This is a genomic window from Corynebacterium sp. 212_CJEI, from assembly GCF_001055915.1.
Lineage (GTDB): Bacteria > Actinomycetota > Actinomycetes > Mycobacteriales > Mycobacteriaceae > Corynebacterium > Corynebacterium jeikeium_D.
Window position 1 is genome coordinate 14,498 of sequence record NZ_JVPT01000074.1, and the last position, 18,862, is coordinate 33,359.

Below are 18,862 nucleotides of genomic sequence, written 5' to 3' on the forward strand. Positions count from 1 at the left end.
GCGGGCATGACCAGATACGCCTACTAATCAGCGACTGGTCAAGAGTAGCGAAAAATCCCCCTAAATTACAAACTGCCCGAGTAAGACCCTGTCCCCCATTGGTTTTCACGGTCTTCTCGGGCAGTTTCCGAAGCCACTTTCCACCCCCTGCTTTAGGGGACGAAAAACAGCCTCCTATCTGGCCTTATTCCAGATTTTTAATACCTAGTTCCGGCCGCTTCGGCGCACCGCACGACGCACTCGGCGGCGACGATTGGCCGGTTTCTTCTGCGGCACCGCAGCACCGCGATTAGCCTGCTTCTGCTCTGGCTTAGTAGCGCGGTTTGAAGTGCCCTGTCGCTGCTTCGGCGCAGTCGCTCCAGCATCGCTTTGCGACGAGACCCTGCGCACCGCCCGACGGCGATTACGGCGAGCTCCCGTGCCCTGGACCGCTACCACTTCAACCCGCGACTTGCCCGAGCGACGGCCACCGCCACTGCGGTTGGCGCTGCGGTTGCTGTCATCGTGGTTGTCTTTTGCACGATCTCCGCCCTTGCTGCCTTCTGCGTCCGCCTTTGGCTTAGTGGACTCGAAGTCCTCGCGACGCGGTGCGCGATCCGAGCGGGAGTTACCGCGAGTCGGACGACGACGGCGTGGGGAACGCTCGAACGCCTCCTTAGCCTCCTCATAGGTCTGGGACTCCGTGGCCGCAGCCTTGGCGGTCTTGTTAGCGTTGCCACCCTTGTCATCCTCGGCTGGCTCCCGCACATCTGTGGTGGAAGCTGCCTGGGACTCGGTCTGAGGCGCAGTGGTCTCATCCACAGCCGTACGACGAACAGCGCGACGACGGCGACGTCGAGCACTGGCGCTGCTGGAGCGTTCAGCGTCGCCACGGCCTCCACGGCCGCCACCGTTATCGGCGATGTTGGCGCGCTCAGCACGAGCCGGGCGCTCCGAACGCTTGCGACGATCGCCATGTTCTTCGTCGCGGTCATCAGCGTCGCGTGCAGCCGAATCAACGGCGACATGCTCCGCTACCCGGCGACGCGTAGCCCGACGGCGGCGGCGCTGTCCCTCCTGCGGCATGTAACGGTCATCCGATGGCTCTTCCGGATCCTTCTCACGGGCTTCCGCAACAGCTGCGGCAGCCAGAGCAGCCAGGTCATCGGAGCCCTCCGAACGCTCGTTGCGCTCATCACGCTCGCGGCGCTCCTGACGGCCATTGCCGTCCTGTCGCTGCTCATCGTTTCGGCTCTGGCTCTTACGAACCCGGCGACGACGCGGTGGCTTCGGCTCATCGTTCCCAGAAGAGACGATGACAGCTTCGACAGCAGCTGCAACTCGCTTGTCGGCTGCGTCTTTATCGCGCTGGTTGGTCTCCGCGTCGTCGTCACGCGTTGCCTTGGAAGTGCCGGCCTGGTCGCCCTGATCGCGGTGCATGGCGAGCGCGGCCGGGTGGTTGGCCGGATTGTGCTCCGAGCGCGACTTGTTGCGGCGCTTGGACTTACCCTGCTCTTCGTTGCGGCGACCGTTCTTGTGACCACGGCCCTGATTGTCCTGCTCGACCGGATCGATGTGGATAATCAGACCACGGCCATTACAGCAGCTACACGGCGTGGAGAAGGTCTCCAGCAGGCCTGTGCCCAGACGCTTGCGCGTCATCTGGACGAGGCCGAGCGAGGTCACCTCGGAGACCTCGTGACGCGAGCGGTCGCGGCCGAGCGCCTCCTTCAGACGGCGCAGCACCAAGTCCTGGTTTTCCGGCAGCACCATGTCGATAAAGTCGACGACGATCATGCCGCCCAGATCGCGCAGACGCATCTGGCGGACGATTTCCTCAGCGGCCTCCAGGTTGTTGCGAGTGACCGTCTCTTCCAGGTTTCCGCCAGCACCGGTGAACTTACCCGTGTTGACGTCGATGACCGTCATGGCCTCGGTGCGGTCGATGACCAGCGTGCCACCCGAGGGCAGCCAGACCTTGCGGTCGAGTGCCTTGGCCAGCTGCTCATCGATGCGGAAGTGCTCGAAGACGTCAGCGCCGCCGTGCTCCTTGGCGAAGTAGCGCTGCAGACGCGGCTCCAGCTCCGGTGCCAGGTCGCCGATGTAGTCCGTCACTGTGTTCCACGGACGGTCGCCCTCCACCACAAGACGCGAGAAGTCCTCGTTGAAGACATCGCGGACGACCTTGACCAGCATGTCCGGCTCTTCGTACAGCGCAATCGGCTTTGCCCCGCGCTTCGCCTTCGCCGCCTCGGAGGCTTCCCAGATTTCCTGCCACTGCGATTCCAGGCGCTTAATGTCGGCCTCGATGGCCTCCTTGGACACGCCCTCGGCCGCGGTGCGAATAATCGTGCCCGAGCCCTCCGGCGTAACCTCACTCAGAATCGACTTCAGGCGCTTGCGCTCCGGCTCCGGCAGCTTGCGGGAAATACCCGCGCTCCGGCCGCCCGGCACGTACACCAGGAATCGACCAGCCATCGAAATGTGAGTGGTCAGACGCGCGCCCTTGTGACCAATCGGATCCTTGGACACCTGGACCAGAATCTGGTCGCCGGCCTTCAGCGCGTGTTCAATCTTGCGCGAACGCGATTTCGTGCCCAGCAGCTTCCAGTTCAGGTCACCTACGTAAATGACACCGTTGCGGTCGGTTCCGATATCAATGAACGCCGCTTCCATGCTGGGTAGGACGTTCTGCACGCGACCGAGGTAGATATTGCCGATCTGCGTGGTCTGCGTGTCAGAGGTAACGAAGTGCTCGACCAACAGGTCATCTTCCAGCACACCCACCTCAGTGACAATGCCCGAGTGGTCATGGCGCTTGCGCTCACGCACTACCATCGTGCGCTCCACCGACTCACGGCGAGCCAGGAACTCAGCCTCCGAGATCACGTGGCGCTTGCGCGATTCCTCACGACGTTCGATACGGCGACGGCGCTGCGCCTCCAGGCGAGTCGAGCCCTTAATCGCCTGCGGCTCTTCGACCGCCTCGCGGGTTTCCGCCTCCTCGCGCTCTGCCTTTTCGGTGGTCTTCTCCGCCTGCTGAGCATCATCATTACGACGCCCACGTCCACGACGGCGACGGCGCGGCCGCGGCTGACGCTCCGTTTCGCTTGACGACGAGCCGTCCTGCCCCTCCCCCGCGTTGTCATCGGAATCCTGGTTGGAGGCACCGCTGTCAGCCGAAGCTGCATCCTCGGTGGCCGAATTCTTGGCCGTGGCCGGTACAGCCTGCGGAGCCAGGAAGATAGGCGCAAACGCGGTCTGCTCTTCCGCAACCGGCGGCTCCGGGACTACCGGCGGCTCGATGTCCTGCAGGGCTTCGCCCTGAGTTGCCTGTGTATCCTGCGGCTCTTGCGTTTTCTGCGGCTCTTGCGCTTCCTGAGCTTCCTCTGCCACTGGAGCGCTGGTCGTGCGGACCGCACGGCGAACTCGGCGGCCACGACGTGTGGTCACTGCAGCGCTCTTTGCAGCAGGTGCTTCGGCGGAAGCTTCCTCAGCGGAGGTTTTCTCAGCGGTCTCGGCTACGGTGTCGGCAGCCTTCTTATCGGAAGCATTCTTGTCTGCAGCCTTCTTCGACGACGACTGAACGACAGCCTCAACAGCTTCCTCGACGACCGAGTTCGAGTCCTTCTGCTCGTCCTTCGCAGCGGTTTCTTCCGGAGCACCAGCGGTCTTCTTCACAGCCCGCTTACGCGTTGCTCGCTTCTTAGTCGTGCTCTTCTTCTCTGCGCTCTTCTTCTCTGCGCTCTGCTTCTCTGCGCTCTGCTTTGCCGAGGATTTTCTAGCCGAGGCCTTCTTGGTGTCCTTCTTCTCGGTCACTTCCTCGGCAGGCGCTGCGTCCGACTCCGCTTCGCTCTTGGCTGCCTTCGGCGCAGCCTTCTTTGTGGCCTTCTTCGCAGCCGACTTCTTGCCGCTCTTCTTCGCAGCTGGCTTCTTCTCGGACTTAGCTGCAGTTTGCTCGTCCGACTTCTCATCTGCCGCGTTCGGCTTACCTGCCGACTGTTTTTCCTTCGCGGCTGGCTTTTCGCCGGTTGGCTTGGTCGCAGCGGATCCGTCGTCAAGCGAGGCATCCTCTGGATGATCACCGATGAAATTCAGCACTGCGTCGAGCTGATTTTGATTAATGGTGGACGCAGCGGACTTTACGACGATCCCCGCGTGCCCCAGTGCTTCGATGGTTTCCTTCGAGGTCAACCCCAAGCTCTTGGCCAGGTGGTGGACTCGGGTTTTCAGAGCCGCTGACTCACGATCAAATTCGCGTGCCTTAGCGACAACATCCTGGCTGAAATTTGCCACTGTATTTGTTTCTCCTTGACACCCCACCACGCAAAACCCGACAACAGGAAGCACACTCTTTGTCATTCCATGTGCGCCTACATCCGTTGTGGCCTTGGAAACCAGGCGGAGCAACGATGTTGCGACAGCCACTTCATTTGCGCCAAATGCGCAGATAGAGGGCCGAAAACGATGAACAATTATGAAAGTCTTATTGGCAGGCCTACCGGCTGACTCGGGGATTCAGCGATCACATGCGGCATATTTCATCCGCCGGAGCGAACTCCCGGGCACTACTGCTGCTGTCCATTGTCGCACATATCGAGCAGGTGGCGCGCACCGACATTGGTGGCGGCGGGCCAATCCGAGTTACTGACTGCGTTTATGACAGAAATGGCCTGAAAAATTGCCGGAAAGTGTCATAAACTCCTACAGTTTCACATTTGCAGCCCGTGCCCGCATTCACACGTGCAGCCCGCTGAAGGGCCGCCCCACGGTCGTCGACAAGCAAAAAGCGCCGAACCGGCAAACAATTGCTTGCTCAGTTCGGCGCCAGTTCAACGCTCACGGGTCAATGCTGAACCGTCAACGTTTAGAGGTTCGGGAACCAAATACCAATCTCGCGCTCAGCGGACTCCGGGGAATCGGAACCGTGAACAACGTTGTTAGCAACCTCAAGTGCGAAGTCACCGCGGATGGAGCCCGGAGTTGCGGCCTCAACCGGGTTAGTGCCGCCAGCGAGCTGACGCCAAGCAGCGATTGCGTTCGGGCCCTCGATAACACCAGCGACCAGCGGTGCAGAGGTGATGAAATCAACCAGCTCACCAAAGAACGGCTTATCGACGTGCTCTGCGTAGTGCTCCTTCGCAGTTGCCTCGTCAGCAACACGGAGGTCAAGCGCGACCAGCTTCAGGCCCTTGCGCTCGATGCGGGAGATAACTTCGCCGACCAGACCGCGGGAAACGCCGTCCGGCTTGATCAGAATAAGAGTACGTTCAGTCATGGTGAGCATCATACTATGACAAACCCCGCTGCACCGGAGTGGTGGTGCAGCGGGGTGAAAGTCGCGACTACGAGCGCGGGAGACTTACGAGTGCTGGGTGGTCAACAGACCGCGCTCCATACGCTGGAGGAGGTTCTTCCGCAGATGCAGAATGTAGGCCCACACCAGGGCGAAGAAAATACCCACCACGCCCATAGACACGTGCGTGAAGATAGCCAGCACACCAAAGACCTGCAGCACAATGTTCGCCTTCAGTGCCCAAGGCTGCTTCTGCAGGAAGGCCATCGCAATCAGAGCCAAGCCCAGGATGGTGATGTACGTAACCGAGAAGGTCTGGTTAATCTGGCCGTCGGGAATGCGCGTGACCACAGTCAGACCAAGCAGCACCGAAATAGCCTGCATAATCAGCGTGCCGGACATAACACCGCGCAGACCCTTCAGCGGGTCCTTAGCCGGATCGTGTCCCGCACCGAGCGGGCCATACTTGCCGCCCTCACTCAGGTCACGCCCCTCGCGGTAGGCGCGCAGGGCCTCGCGGTCGGCAGCGGTGTAATCCTCCGCGCCATTGCCCTGTGGCTGGCTCGCCTGAGATTCGCTCATTGCGGGTCCTTTCCAAATAGTGTCCGGGCTTCGCCCGCAGTGACAACAGATCCAGTGACGATCACACCGGAACCAGAGACAATACCGTCTCCGGTGTCGGTTTCCTCAGCCAGCGCTACAGCTAGCTCAACGGCGGACGGCAGAGTCGGTACGCGATGCACGCGCTCCTCGCCGAAAATCTCCTCCGCGAGGTCAGCCAGGTCGTCGTAGTGCAGCGCACGCGGCGATGTGTTCTGGGTAATAACCACTTCTTCGAAGTAAGGCTCCAGCTCCACCAGCAGCCCACGAGCATCCTTCTCCCCCAGCACCGACAGCACACCAATCACACGGCGGAAGTCGAACTCAGCGGAGAGGGCCGTGCGTAGCGCACGGGCACCGTGCGGATTGTGGGCGGCATCGATAAACACCGTCGGGGTCGAGCGCACGCGCTCCAGACGGCCGGGCGATGCGACCGTCGCAAAGCCTTCGCGAACCGCATCAATGTTGAGCGGACGCCCCGGACCTGCGCCGAAGAACGCCTCCACCGCAGCCAGTGCTGTGGCTGCGTTACGCGCCTGATGCGGACCGTGCAGCGGCAGATGGATATCGTCATACTCGCCGGCCAGGCCCTTGAGCGTCAGGTTCTGCCCGCCGACCGCCAGCTGATGACTGACGACGCCGTACTCAACTCCGGCGCGGGCGACGGAGGCGTCCATTTCCACGGCACGTCGCAAAACGACGTCCATTGCTTCCGGCTCTTGCTCGCCGACAATGGCGACATTGTCCGGTGGCGTGAGCAAGTCGTCCTTGTTCCACCGCGACTTGATGATGCCGGCCTTCTCAGAAGCGATTTCAGCCAGGGTATCGCCGAGGTACTCCGTGTGATCGAGACCGATTGGGCAGATGACTGCCACGTCGGCCTCCACCACGTTGGTCGCATCCCATGTGCCACCCATGCCGACTTCCACCACGGCGACATCGACAGGAGCGTCGGTGAAGGCAGCGTAGGCCATGGCCGTGAGGACCTCGAACTTACTCATCTGCGGGCCGCCCTTTTCGGCGGACTTGGCGTCAACCATTTCCACGTAGGGCTGAATCTCGCGCCAGATGCGCACGTAATCGCGTGGATGAATGGGCTGGCCATCGATGGCGATGCGCTCGGTAACCAGCTGCAGATGCGGACTGGTGGTGCGGCCGGTGCGACGACCGAGAGCGCGCACCAGCGACTCAATCATGCGCACAGTGGAAGTCTTGCCATTCGTGCCGGCAACGTGAATGACCGGAGTGGCACGCTCAGGATGGCCAAGGATGTCCATCAGCATCTCGATTCGCTCGAGCGACGGGTCAATCTTGGTCTCCGGCCAGCGCTGATCCAGCTCGGCTTCCACCTCTGCGAGCTCGCGCAGCTCCTCGGCGGTGGCCTCCAGCGGAGCCGGCTCATTGACTGGGCGATCCACATCCACCGGCAGGCTCAGGCCTTCCTCGGACACGGAGACCTCACCGAGGCGCATGTCATCGGGCATGCGGTCATCAGCCATCACACCGGCGATTTCGCGAGGTTCGAGGTCCTCGACGATCTGGGAGTCAGCCGGATCGAATTCGAACTCAGGCGCTGCAGTGGACTCCTCTCGCAGCGCAGACTCTTCCTGCGTCACCGAATCGTCGCCGCCACCAAGATTCAAACGAATCTCCCCTGCAATCTCATCGTGTGATTCAGCACCCCGAGGTTCGATATCCCGTGGTTCGGTCATGCCTGCGGAAGTCCCTCCAAACGAGCCTTAATGCGGTCAATTTCCTCCAGTGCGAACTGGTGGCGAGTCTTGATCTTCTCCACGACCTGCTCCGGAGCCTTGGACAAGAAGGCCTCGTTGCCGAGCTTCTTTTCGGTGCCGGCCAGTTCCTTCTCGGCCTTGGCCAGGTCTTTTTCCAGGCGCTTGCGTTCAGCGGCCACGTCGACGGTGCCGGAGGTATCCAGCTCGATCAGGACCGTGGCCTGAGACAGGCGCACCTCAATGGAAGCGGTAGCGGTGAAGCCGTCCTCCGGTGCCTCAGCACGAGCCAGCGAACGAATCATCTCTTCCTGAGCAGTCAGATCAGCATCCGCCAGGTTCATGCGTGCCGGCACGCGCTGCGACGGCTTCACACCCTGGTCATTGCGGAAACGACGCAGCTCGGTGACCAACTTCTGGGCATCGGCAATACGACGTGCGGCAACCTCATCAACAGCAGCGCCGTCGGTGGTCATGGTTGCATCCGGCCAGGCGGAAATAACCAGAGAGTCCTCGAAGCCCTCCGCGCCGTCGGTAAGCGCCTTCCACAGCGTCTCCGTGACGAACGGCATGGACGGGTGTAGCAGACGCAGTAGCGTATCCAGCACGCGGCCTAGAACCAGACGAGTGGAGGCGGCTCGGGCGGCCTGCTCCTCGGTCATGGTCTCGCCGTCATTCAGGCGTGGGAAGTCAACCTTGGTCATCTCCAGGTACCAGTCACAGACCTCGTCCCATGCGAAGTGGTAGAGGGCCTCGTTGGCCTTGGAGAACTCGTACTTATCCAGCGCAGAGTCGACTTCGGCGCGGACCTGTTCCAGGCGGTCCAAGATCCAGCGGTCGGTGTCGGTGAGCTGGTCACGGTCCGGCAGCTCGCCCACGTGGGCACCGTTCATCAGTGCAAAGCGGGTGGCGTTGAACAGCTTGGTAGCGAAGTTACGGGAGCTCTGTGCGGCGTCGTTACCGACCGGCAGGTCAGAGCCCGGGTTAGCGCCACGAGCCAGCGTGAAGCGAAGTGCGTCCGCACCGTAATCACGCACCCAGTCCAGCGGGTCAATGCCGTTGCCGAGAGACTTCGACATCTTGCGACCCTGCTCATCGCGGACCAGACCGTGCAGGAAGACATCCTTGAACGGCACCTGCGGACGACCGTCGCGACCCTTGCCCAGCGGTGAATCAGGCAGGGTGGCAGCAAAGGTCGAGAACATCATCATGCGCGCGACCCAGAAGAACAGAATGTCGTAGCCGGTGACCAGCACGGATGTCGGGTAGAACTTCTCCAGCTCTGGGGTGGCGTCCGGCCAACCCATCGTGGAAAACGGCCACAGCGCAGAGGAGAACCAGGTATCCAGCACATCCGGATCCTGCGTCCAGCCGTCGCCCGTCGGGACCTCATCATCCGGGCCGACACAGACGACCTCGCCATTCGGGCCGTACCAGATCGGGATGCGGTGGCCCCACCACAGCTGACGGGAAATACACCAGTCGTGCATGTCATCGACCCAGTCGAACCAGCGCGGCTCCTGCGAAGCCGGGTGAATAACCGTGTCGCCCTCGCGAACAGCATCGCCGGACATCTTGGCCAGCTCATCGACCTTAACGAACCACTGCAAGCTCAGCAGCGGCTCAATCGGCTCACCCGAGCGCTCCGAGTGACCAACCGAGTGAACATACGGGCGAATCTCCTTGACAATGCGTCCCTGCTCACGCAGCGCCTCCGTCAGCGCAGTACGGGCTTCCGCACGATCCATGCCGTCGAAACGCGTGCCAGTGTTGAAGATACGGCCAGTGGTGTCGATGACCTCCGGCATATCCAGGTCGTGGCGCTGGCCCATAGCGAAGTCATTCGGATCGTGCGCCGGCGTGATCTTCACCGCGCCGGTACCGAACTCGCGGTCCACGTAGTCATCGGCGATGACCTGAATCTTCAGGTCCTCGCGGAACGGGTGGTCCAGAACCTTGCCCACCAGGTGCGTGTAGCGCTCATCCTCCGGGTGCACGGCAATTGCCACGTCACCCAGCATCGTCTCCACACGAGTCGTCGCCACAACAATGGAGTCCTCCCCATCGCCGTAGCGGAAAGACACGAGCTCGCCTTCAGCGTCCTCGTACTTGACCTCAATATCCGAGATTGCAGTCTGCAGCACTGGCGACCAGTTGACCATGCGCTTGGCGCGGTAAATCAGGCCGCGGTCAAACAGTTCCTTAAAAATCGTCTGAACCGCACGGGACAGGCCCTCGTCCAGAGTGAAGCGCTCACGGGACCAATCCAGGGAGTCACCAATCTGGCGCATCTGGTTGCCGATACGTCCGCCGTAATCGTGCTTCCACTCCCAGACCTTCTCCACGAATTCCTCGCGGCCGTAATCGAAGCGGTCCTTACCTTCGGACTCCTTCAGCATCGCCTCGACCTTGGTCTGAGTTGCGATACCCGCGTGGTCCATACCCGGCAGCCACAGCACCTCGTAGCCCTGCATGCGCTTACGGCGCACCAGCGCATCCATCAAAGTGTGGTCCAGTGCGTGGCCCATGTGCAGCTGACCCGTCACATTCGGCGGGGGCAGCACAATAGAGTAAGCCGGCTTGGAGCTAGACGGATCAGCCTCGAAATAGCCAGCGTCTACCCAGCCCTGGTACAGGTCCGACTCCACGTCAGCCGGGTTCCACGACTTGGGCAACTTATCTGCTCTGTTTAGGTCCACGTTGTTCTCAGTCACGCGTCACATCTTAGCGCCTTGCCCGGATTTGGTTTTCCAGGGGCTTTACGACGGCCCTTGCGCCCCACCCATATCTGCTATCAGCGACTTATGCACCGCCGAATTCAAGCCTTATTCTCGCTCCGAACCAAACCGTGATTACCGCGCAAAATAAAAGCGCTCTCTTGTGAAATCATCACAAGAGAGCGCCTCTAAACGGCCGTTGAACAGCTCTTAGACCAGCAGGTCCTTAACAGCCTCGCGCTCTTCGCGCAGTGCCTTGACGTTGCGCTCGATGCCAGCGCGCTGAACCTCGGAGAGATCCAGGCCCTCAACGCGAACCCACTCGCCGTCCTTGGCGTAGCACGGAACACCAGCGACCAGGCCCTCGTCGATGCCGTAGGAGCCGTCGGACGGAAGTGCGACAGAGACCCACTCGCCCTCTGGGGTACCCGTGACCCAGTCACGCATGTGGTCAACTGCGGCAGCTGCAGCGGAAGCTGCGGAGGAAGAACCGCGGACCTCGATGATTTCTGCGCCACGCTTCGCGACACGCGGGATGAAGTCCTGCTCGACCCATGCAGCGTCAACCTTGTCGGAGACCTTCTCGCCTGCAATGGTGGCGTAGGTGATGTCCGGGAACTGGTCTGCGGAGTGGTTACCCCAGACGATCATGTTCTTGATCTCAGTGGTCGGAACACCAATCTTTTGCGACAGCTGGGACAGGGAACGGTTGTGGTCCAGGCGCATCATGGCAGTGAAGCGCTCTGCCGGGATGTCCTTAGCGTGGGAAGCGGCAATCATGGTGTTGGTGTTGGCCGGGTTGCCGACAACCAGAACCTTGATGTCGTCTGCTGCGTGATTATTCAGTGCAGCACCCTGCGGGCCGAAGATCTTGCCGTTGGCGCCCAGCAGTGCGGAGCGCTCCTCGCCCTTGCCGCGCGGCTTTGCACCGACCAGGAAGGCGGCGTTGGCACCGTCGAATGCCTTTGCCGGATCATCGGTGATGTTGATGCCAGTCAGAAGCGGGAAGGCGGAGTCAAACAGCTCCATGGCGACGCCTTCGGTGGCGTGCAGCGCCGGAGTGATCTCCAGCAGGTTCAACTCAACCGGGGTCTCAGGGCCGAAAACCGAACCGCTGGCAATGCGGAAGAGCAGGGAGTAAGCGATCTGTCCGGCGGCGCCGGTAACTGCAACCTTTACGGGAGTCTTGTTCACTTCAGGCCTTTCTCGAGAGAGAATCAATTCGCTGCCCACTCTAATGCGACTACAGAATTGGCGCAGACGGGGGCGATGCGCTCAGGCCATTTCTGAAAAACGGATAGCATTAGGCATGACTTACGGTCGTGTACTCATTTCACTAGAAAGAAGTCCGCGACTGACCAATTTCACCCCCGTTAGATAGCCAAAACCCCTTAGTCTCTCTCTAGTCCAAGCAAAGGATTTTCATGAAGTCTCCAGGCTCCTCTGATGCAATCCCCCATGCAGTCTTGGTGGCAGCACTTCAAGAATTCACCGCAAAGGGGTATGCAGATGCCCGTTTGGATGCCATTGCTGCCGCCTCTGGTGTCTCCAAGCGCATGCTTCACTACCACTGTGGTGACAAGTTGGGACTCTACAGGGCGACGTGGGCACATGTGCTGGAGACCGTAAGGCCTGACGACGACGACCTGCGCCCGCACTCCAATGTGCCGGTGGAAGCCCTGCAGCATGTGGTCGGTGTTATCTATGACTACTTCTCGGCGAACCCGCTCGCCGTGCGGTTCATCATCCAGGAAAACCTACATCCGGTCCTGCCGCTAGAAGGCGTGACTGGGCTTGGTGGTCAGAGCCCAATTGTTTTGGAGTTTGACCGCATCTTGTTGCTCGGCCGCGATTACGGTGCATTCCGCACTGACATTTCCGCACTTGATCTTTATATTCTCGTGCTCTCACTGGCCACCTTCCCCACCCTGCACCAACGGACTTTTGAAAACCTCTACGGCATTGAAATGCAGTCGACGGTGCTGTCGGACAAGCTGCGTGAGTTCGCACAGGACACCGTGACCAGCCTGTTGACATCCTCGCCTCGCAACGAACCGGGAAGCTCGTACACTTCCTTGCTGGCCTCCCATGGCGCGAACTCGTCCGCGCTTGGCGCAGAGGTCTATGGCGATCAGCCCAACCCAGAGACTCAGGACTTGGCTGCTGATGATGCCCCGGATTACCGCGACATCTACGGCATGGACGACTAGGGCTCCACACAGACATCAAAACCCGGTTAGAGCAGGCGCTCTAACCGGGTTTTCAGCTACCTTTACGCAGTCTTCTTGTCCGCGCTGCGTTCAACGAGTTCTGGCGCTGCACCGTCCGTGATGCATTCCTTGTGGACAATGACCTCCGCAACGTCGTCACGCTCTGGTACGTCGAACATCACGGGAACCAAGATTTCTTCCATGATGCCGCGCAGACCACGGGCGCCGGTATTGCGGCTAATCGCCTTGGCAGCAATGGCGCGCAGTGCCTCGTCGTCGATGGTGAGGCGCACACCATCCATGTCGAACAGGTGCTGGTATTGGCGGACCAGGGAGTTCTTGGGCTCGGTGAGTACGCGAACCAGCGCGTCCTCATCGAGGTTGGTGACCGATGCGATAACGGGCAGGCGGCCAATGAACTCGGGAATCAGGCCGAATCGAACGAGGTCCTCCGGCAGCACGTCGCGGAATGGATCCTTCATGTCCTCGTCGTTAGCCGAGGTGACATCTGCTCCGAAGCCCAGGCCCTTCTTGCCGACTCGCTCCTGAACGACCTTTTCCAGACCGGCAAACGCACCGGCGACGATGAACAGGACGTTGGAAGTGTCGAACTGAATGAACTCCTGGTTCGGCAGCTTGCGCCCACCCTGCGGGGGCACGGCGGCTACGGTTCCCTCGAGAATCTTCAGCAGCGCCTGCTGCACACCTTCACCGGAGACATCGCGAGTGATGGAAGTGTTCTCGGACTTGCGCGAAATCTTGTCAATCTCATCGACGTAAATGATGCCGCGCTGTGCCTTCTCGACGTCGAAATCAGTCGCCTGCAGCAGCTTCAGCAGGATGTTCTCCACGTCCTCACCGACATAGCCGGCCTCGGTCAGGCTGGTGGCGTCAGCAATCGCGAACGGCACATCCAGCTTGCGAGCCAGTGTCTGCGCGAGGTACGTCTTGCCGCAGCCAGTCGGCCCCAGCAAGAGGATGTTCGACTTCTGCAGCTCGACGTCGTTGTCCGACTTGGTCTCCGCAGCACGAAGGCGCTTGTAGTGGTTGTAGACCGCTACCGCTAGGGTGCGCTTAGCCATGTCCTGGCCGATGACGTACTCATCGAGGAAGTCTCGAATTTCCATCGGCCGCGGCAGGCGGTCGTCGTTGCCAGTTGCCTCGCCGCCGGTGTTGAGCTCCTCTTCGATGATCTCGTTGCAGAGCTCGATGCACTCATTACAGATGTACACACCAGGTCCGGCAATCAGCTTCTTGACCTGCTTCTGACTCTTTCCACAGAAAGAGCACTTCAGCAAATCCGCACTTTCTTGCATACGCGCCATGAGGCTCCCGCCGCCGCCTTTCCGCTTCGTTGCCAATAATTGCTTCAGACCAGCCTACCGTGAGTGTGCGCAATTACCGGCTTCCACGCCAGGGCGAGGCGAATTTCACGCAATCTCGCTCGGCGCTTTACGACGGCCAGTGCGCAGCACGCCAGAGAGACCATGTCCCCTTTTAAGCGTTGTGCTTGCGGTACTCGAAGACCTGGTCGATGATGCCGTACTCGACGGCCTCTTCAGCGGTCAGGATCTTGTCACGGTCGGTGTCCTTGCGGATCTGCTCTGCAGTGCGACCGGAGTGGCGAGCCAGAGTCTCCTCCATCAGCTTGCGCATGCGCTCGATCTCGTTCGCCTGAATCTCCAGGTCGGAAACCTGGCCCTGGATACCCTGGGTGGCCGGCTGGTGAATGAGCACGCGCGCATTCGGCAGAGCTGCACGCTTACCCGGTGCACCCGCAGCGAGCAGGACGGCTGCCGCGGAAGCAGCCTGGCCCAGGCACACCGTCTGCACGTCGGGACGCACGTACTGCATCGTGTCGTAGATGGCCATCAGCGACGTGAAGGAGCCACCTGGGGAGTTGATGTACATCGTGATGTCACGATCCGGGTCCAGCCCCTCGAGCACCAGCAGCTGCGCCATGATGTCGTTAGCGGCAGTATCGTCGACCTGGGAGCCGAGGAAGATAATGCGCTCTTCGAAGAGCTTGTTGTATGGGTTGGATTCCTTAGCACCAAAGCTGGAGTGCTCCACGAAAGAAGGAAGCACGTAGCGCGACTGCGGCATCTGCATATTGTTCATCTCCATGTTGATTAAATCGCCTCTAATTATTCGCTACTGTCCGCTTTTAGCGTGCGGTGTCCTTGAGGGCGGTCACGACGTGGTCAACCAGGCCGTATTCCTTAGCCTCAGCTGCGGTAAACCAGCGGTCGCGGTCCGAGTCTTCCTCAATGCGCTCAACCGGCTGACCGGTGTGCTGCGCGATCAGACGAGCCATCTCCTTCTTGGTGGCAGCGAACTGCTCAGCCTGAATGGTGATGTCGGATGCGGTTCCGCCGATACCTGCAGATGGCTGGTGCATCATAATGCGGGCGTGCGGCAGCGCGTAACGCTTGCCCTTAGCACCTGCGGCGAGCAGGAACTGGCCCATGGAAGCTGCCAAGCCCATGCCGTAGGTAGCCACGTCGCACGGAACAAACTGCATGGTGTCGTAAATGGCCATGCCGGCGGTGACGGAGCCACCCGGGGAGTTGATGTACAGCGAGATATCCGCCTCTGGGTCCTCAGCTGCCAGGAGCAGCATCTGACCGCAGAGCTTGTTGGCAATCTCGTCGTCGACCTGCTCACCCAGCCAAATAATGCGCTCCTTGAGCAGCTTGTCGAAAACCGTGTTCGTCGACATCTGGGCGTTATCGCTCATCGGTGTACTCCTTTTTCGTACGTGTGCGAGTTTTGTCGTTCATTAGAGGGTAACGAAAAGGGCCGCCCCTTTGTTTCGGGAACGGCCCTTGTTCGCTATAAGCGTTGCGTCATGTCGAACGCGCCGCGCTAATTGCGGGGCTTACTCAGCGGAGGTGTCCTCAGCCTTGTCGGACTCAGCCTTCTCAGCCTCCGGCTCGACCTCACCGAAGTACTCGTTCAGGTCGATTTCGTTGCCCTCGGTGTCCTTGGCGGAAGCCTTCAGGATCGAGGTAGCCAGAGCCTTGCCGCGGCGAACGTCTGCGAACAGGTTGCCGAGCTGGCCGGACTGCTGAATCTGCTGGATGAACTGGTTCGGGTCCATGCCGTAAGACTGAGCAGTGAACAGGATGTGGTCGGTGAGTTCCTGCTGAGAAACATCCGGCTGGATCTCTTCAGCCAGTGCGTCCAGGAACAGCTGGGTGCGGACAGCTTCCTCAGCGGACTTCTTGGAGTCCTCGTCGAACTGCTCACGGGTGGTGCCCTGTGCCTCCAGCATGGAGTTCAGAACCTTCTCGTCGCCGCCGAACTGACCCAGCAGCTGCTGCAGCTGGCCCTCGACCTGCTCCTTGACAACACCCTCCGGCAGAGCGATGGTGGTCTGCTCCATAGCGGCAGCCAGAACCTTGTCGCGAACCTGCTGAGCCTGCTCACCCTTCTTGGTGTTCTCAACCTGGCGAGCCAAATCTTCCTTCAGCTCGTCGATGGTGTCGAACTCGGAAGCCATCTGAGCGAAGTCGTCGTCAGCTTCCGGCAGCTCGCGGACCTTGACGGACTGAACGGTAACGGTGACCTGAGCGTCCTCGCCCTCGTGCTCGCCAGCAACCAGCTTGGTGGTGAACTCCTTGGACTCGCCCTGGGACAGGCCGACAACAGCGTCATCCAGGCCGTCAATCAGGTCATCGGAGCCGACCTGGTAGGACAGGCCCTCGGTGGAGGCCTCTTCCAGCTCTTCGCCGTCGATGGTGGCGGACAGGTCGATGGAGACGAAGTCGTCCTTTTCGACTGCACGCTCGACGCCGGTCAGGGTGCCGAAACGAGCGAGCAGGTCCTGCAGCTCAGCCTCAACAGCTTCGTCGTCGGCGACCAGCGGATCAACCTCAACTGCGATGTCCTCGAACTTCGGCAGCTCAATCTCCGGACGGACGTCGACCTCAGCGGTGAACTCAACGAGCTCGCCGTCTTCCAGCTTGGTGATGTCGACCTCAGGCTGACCGATAACCTTCAGGTCCTCCTCGCGAACGACCTCGTCGTAGCGGGACGGAACCATGTCGTTGAGCACCTGCTCCAGGATTGGGCCGCGGCCGAAGCGGGCCTCAATCAACTTTGCCGGTGCCTTGCCCTTACGGAAGCCCGGAATCTGGACCTGCTGAGCCAGTGCCTTGTAGGCGTTGTCGAACTCTGGCTTCAGCTCGTCAAACGGGACCTCGACGGTAATCTTCACTCGGGTCTCATTGAGCTTCTCAACGGAAGACTTCACTGGTGCACTCTCCTGCAACTCGATGATTAATTCATAGACCACGGGAGTGCCCGTGATACTGGTCGGGGTAGCGGGATTTGAACCCACGGCCTTCCGCTCCCAAAGCGGACGCGCTGCCAAGCTGCGCCATACCCCGTATGCGTCATTCGAAACCTAGCAGAAACCCCTTTGGAGCATCTGCACCGGGGCCCTCATAGGCGCGAAATCGCGTTTCCACAACGGACCCGTATAGATTTACCTGACGATTAATGAAATCACAAAACCACGCGTTCAACCAGGCTAATGCTCTGTCTGAAAACGCTTTACGACGCCATCGAGAGCCAACCTGCCAACTACTACCGGTTTCATGAAAACCATGCATATCACAGGGCGTTTGCATCACCTCGGCACTGCTTTTGGCGGCCTCGTTTACTGCAAACACTCCATTCGTCGGCCGACTCCCCAAAGAAGCCGCCTAAAACGACTGCCCCTTTGTTGAGTCGTGTGACAGTGTAATCAACGGCTATACGCCTGTTTCATATACCCCATATTGCTTTAGTTTCATTTTCTGTTTTTCCCGGCCACAGCCACTTTTCTTTAAATCCTTCGAGAAAAACCTGGCATCGATTTTTGTATGTGCGCTTTAACGAGTTAATATGCCTTGTACCAAGACACGGTCTGGTTGAGGCGAGTGCGCATCTAAACCGGATTTCTGTCTATGGGGATGTCGTATAGTGGCTAATACCTCAGCCTTCCAAGCTGAAGACGCGGGTTCGATTCCCGTCATCCCCTCCACGTGAAAGCACCCTCCGGCCAGCGTCGGAGGGTGTTCTTCTTTTTGGGTTAAACGACAAAATGGGGTTAAGTAGCAAAAGGGGATGCGGACGTTTTTTTGGACAGTTTCAATCTCACGCTACATTGACTTTTCGGTATTCGGCAATGCTCAAACCATCGAGGCTGATCTTGATTCGGTGATTGTTGTAGAACTCAATGTATGTCGCGATTGCTTCTTTGAGCTCTTGAGGGTTCTGCCAGGTTCTGCCGTAGTACATTTCGTTTTTCATTCGGCCGAAGAACCCCTCGCATGCTGCATTGTCGGGGCTACAACCTTTCTTCGACATCGAGCGAAGTATTCCGAACTTCTCGGTCATACTTCGCCAGCTGCTGCCTCGATAATGTGCTCCGCGGTCTGAGTGAATCACCAAGGAGCCATCCATTGCCGGCTTTTCGGTTGCGATTGCTGCGTACAAAGTTTCTTCTGCTAACTCCATGGTGGGATGAACACTTGTTTTTGCTGCCACGACCTTCCCGTCAAAACAGTCAATGATGGCAGACAGGTACACGCGACCTTGGTTAGTAGCGAAAACACTGATGTCAGTCAGCCACAACCGATTTGGATGCTCAGCATGAAAATTACGGTTCACCAGGTTAGGTGGTGCGGGAGAAATTTCCCCTTGATAGCTGGAGTAACGCCACTTTCGTTTCGGGAACCAGGGACGAATTCCCTCTTCGTGCATGAGACGGCGGACGACCTTCTCACTGATAACGATCCCGCGATGGCGCAGTTCCCACCAAAGTCGGCGATAGCCGTAGGTGTTATTCGACTCAGAACTAATCTCATGAAGCAATTCGCGGATATGCGCGTGCTTATCCGGAGCAAATCGCTGTTGGAGTTGGTAGTAGAAGCTTGATGCCGCAAGATCAATAGCAGCAAGCAGCATAGATAACGGAAACTCGCCGCGTAACGCGTCAACCACTTCAGCCTTGTGCTTATTGCTGAGCTGCCCCGGGATGACGCTGACGTCTTTTTTTACAAGTTCCAGCTCCTTTTCCAAAACAGCCTTGTCAACGAGCAGTTGAGCCATTTGCTTTTTCAGTTCTGCAGGATCATCGGCTAATGATTTCTCGAATGCTGCTCGGGTGGGCATGCGAGTGTGCTCTTTGCGTTCTCTTTTCGACATCAAACCCCATTTTCCCTCTTCACGGTGGCGTTGTGCCCAAGAATAGACACTCATCTTTGAGCGCAGCTCGCATTCCACAGCGGTGTCAGCTGGCCTCCAACCAGCGTTGAAGAGCTCAACAGCACGAAGCTT

12 protein-coding genes and 2 tRNA genes are annotated in these 18,862 nt (G+C 59.5%); 2 read left to right on the forward strand and 12 right to left on the reverse strand.

The annotated features are described in order from the left end of the window. Positions 1-204: 204 nt before the first annotated feature. From ADB02_RS09835 to ADB02_RS09860, 6 genes are all read right to left on the reverse strand, one after another. Positions 205-4,275, reverse strand: a complete 4,071-nt coding sequence (locus ADB02_RS09835; RefSeq protein ID WP_049190858.1) for a translation initiation factor IF-2 N-terminal domain-containing protein — start codon at positions 4,273-4,275, stop codon at positions 205-207. A 571-nt stretch (positions 4,276-4,846) separates the two neighbouring features. Further along, on the reverse strand, positions 4,847-5,257 hold the full coding sequence (gene ndk / locus ADB02_RS09840) for a nucleoside-diphosphate kinase (RefSeq protein WP_038629458.1): 411 nt from the start codon (positions 5,255-5,257) through the stop codon (positions 4,847-4,849). An 84-nt stretch (positions 5,258-5,341) separates the two neighbouring features. Continuing rightward, complete coding sequence (locus ADB02_RS09845; protein WP_049190860.1) at positions 5,342-5,857, reverse strand: DUF4233 domain-containing protein; 516 nt, start codon at positions 5,855-5,857, stop codon at positions 5,342-5,344. Beyond that, complete coding sequence (gene folC / locus ADB02_RS09850) at positions 5,854-7,359, reverse strand: bifunctional tetrahydrofolate synthase/dihydrofolate synthase (protein WP_246819399.1); 1,506 nt, start codon at positions 7,357-7,359, stop codon at positions 5,854-5,856. The genes ADB02_RS09845 and folC overlap by 4 nt, the downstream gene beginning before the upstream one ends. Before the next feature lie 224 nt (positions 7,360-7,583). Beyond that, complete coding sequence (locus tag ADB02_RS09855; protein WP_049170997.1) at positions 7,584-10,319, reverse strand: valine--tRNA ligase; 2,736 nt, start codon at positions 10,317-10,319, stop codon at positions 7,584-7,586. A gap of 213 nt (positions 10,320-10,532) precedes the next feature. Continuing rightward, on the reverse strand, positions 10,533-11,516 hold the full coding sequence (locus tag ADB02_RS09860) for a malate dehydrogenase (RefSeq protein WP_049190862.1): 984 nt from the start codon (positions 11,514-11,516) through the stop codon (positions 10,533-10,535). 230 nt (positions 11,517-11,746) lie between these two features. Between ADB02_RS09860 and ADB02_RS09865 the strand changes: the two genes are divergently transcribed. Further along, the gene (locus ADB02_RS09865; RefSeq protein WP_049190863.1) at positions 11,747-12,532 is read left to right on the forward strand and encodes a TetR/AcrR family transcriptional regulator; all 786 of its coding nucleotides are present in this window, start codon (positions 11,747-11,749) and stop codon (positions 12,530-12,532) included. Between the two features lie 62 nt (positions 12,533-12,594). Here ADB02_RS09865 and clpX read toward each other — a convergent pair whose 3' ends face one another. From clpX to ADB02_RS09890, 5 genes are all read right to left on the reverse strand, one after another. After that, positions 12,595-13,857, reverse strand: coding sequence for an ATP-dependent Clp protease ATP-binding subunit ClpX (clpX, locus tag ADB02_RS09870; RefSeq protein WP_049190865.1), 1,263 nt, complete (start codon positions 13,855-13,857; stop codon positions 12,595-12,597). 172 nt (positions 13,858-14,029) lie between these two features. Further along, positions 14,030-14,653 (reverse strand): ATP-dependent Clp protease proteolytic subunit, encoded by a 624-nt coding sequence (locus tag ADB02_RS09875; protein WP_369707172.1) that lies wholly within the window; start codon positions 14,651-14,653, stop codon positions 14,030-14,032. A 46-nt stretch (positions 14,654-14,699) separates the two neighbouring features. Beyond that, positions 14,700-15,272, reverse strand: a complete 573-nt coding sequence (locus tag ADB02_RS09880; RefSeq protein WP_016422302.1) for an ATP-dependent Clp protease proteolytic subunit — start codon at positions 15,270-15,272, stop codon at positions 14,700-14,702. 141 nt (positions 15,273-15,413) lie between these two features. Next, positions 15,414-16,790: a trigger factor gene (gene tig / locus ADB02_RS09885; RefSeq protein ID WP_049190868.1), complete on the reverse strand. Its 1,377-nt coding sequence runs from the start codon at positions 16,788-16,790 to the stop codon at positions 15,414-15,416. 59 nt (positions 16,791-16,849) lie between these two features. Then, a tRNA-Pro gene (locus tag ADB02_RS09890) sits at positions 16,850-16,926 on the reverse strand. A gap of 563 nt (positions 16,927-17,489) precedes the next feature. Between ADB02_RS09890 and ADB02_RS09895 the strand changes: the two genes are divergently transcribed. Next, positions 17,490-17,564 (forward strand) — tRNA-Gly (locus ADB02_RS09895). 113 nt (positions 17,565-17,677) lie between these two features. On the opposite strand, the gene ADB02_RS09900 is transcribed toward ADB02_RS09895, so the two are convergent. Further along, the coding region (locus ADB02_RS09900; RefSeq protein WP_080969624.1) for an IS3 family transposase at positions 17,678-18,862 on the reverse strand (1,185 nt) is incomplete at its 5' end.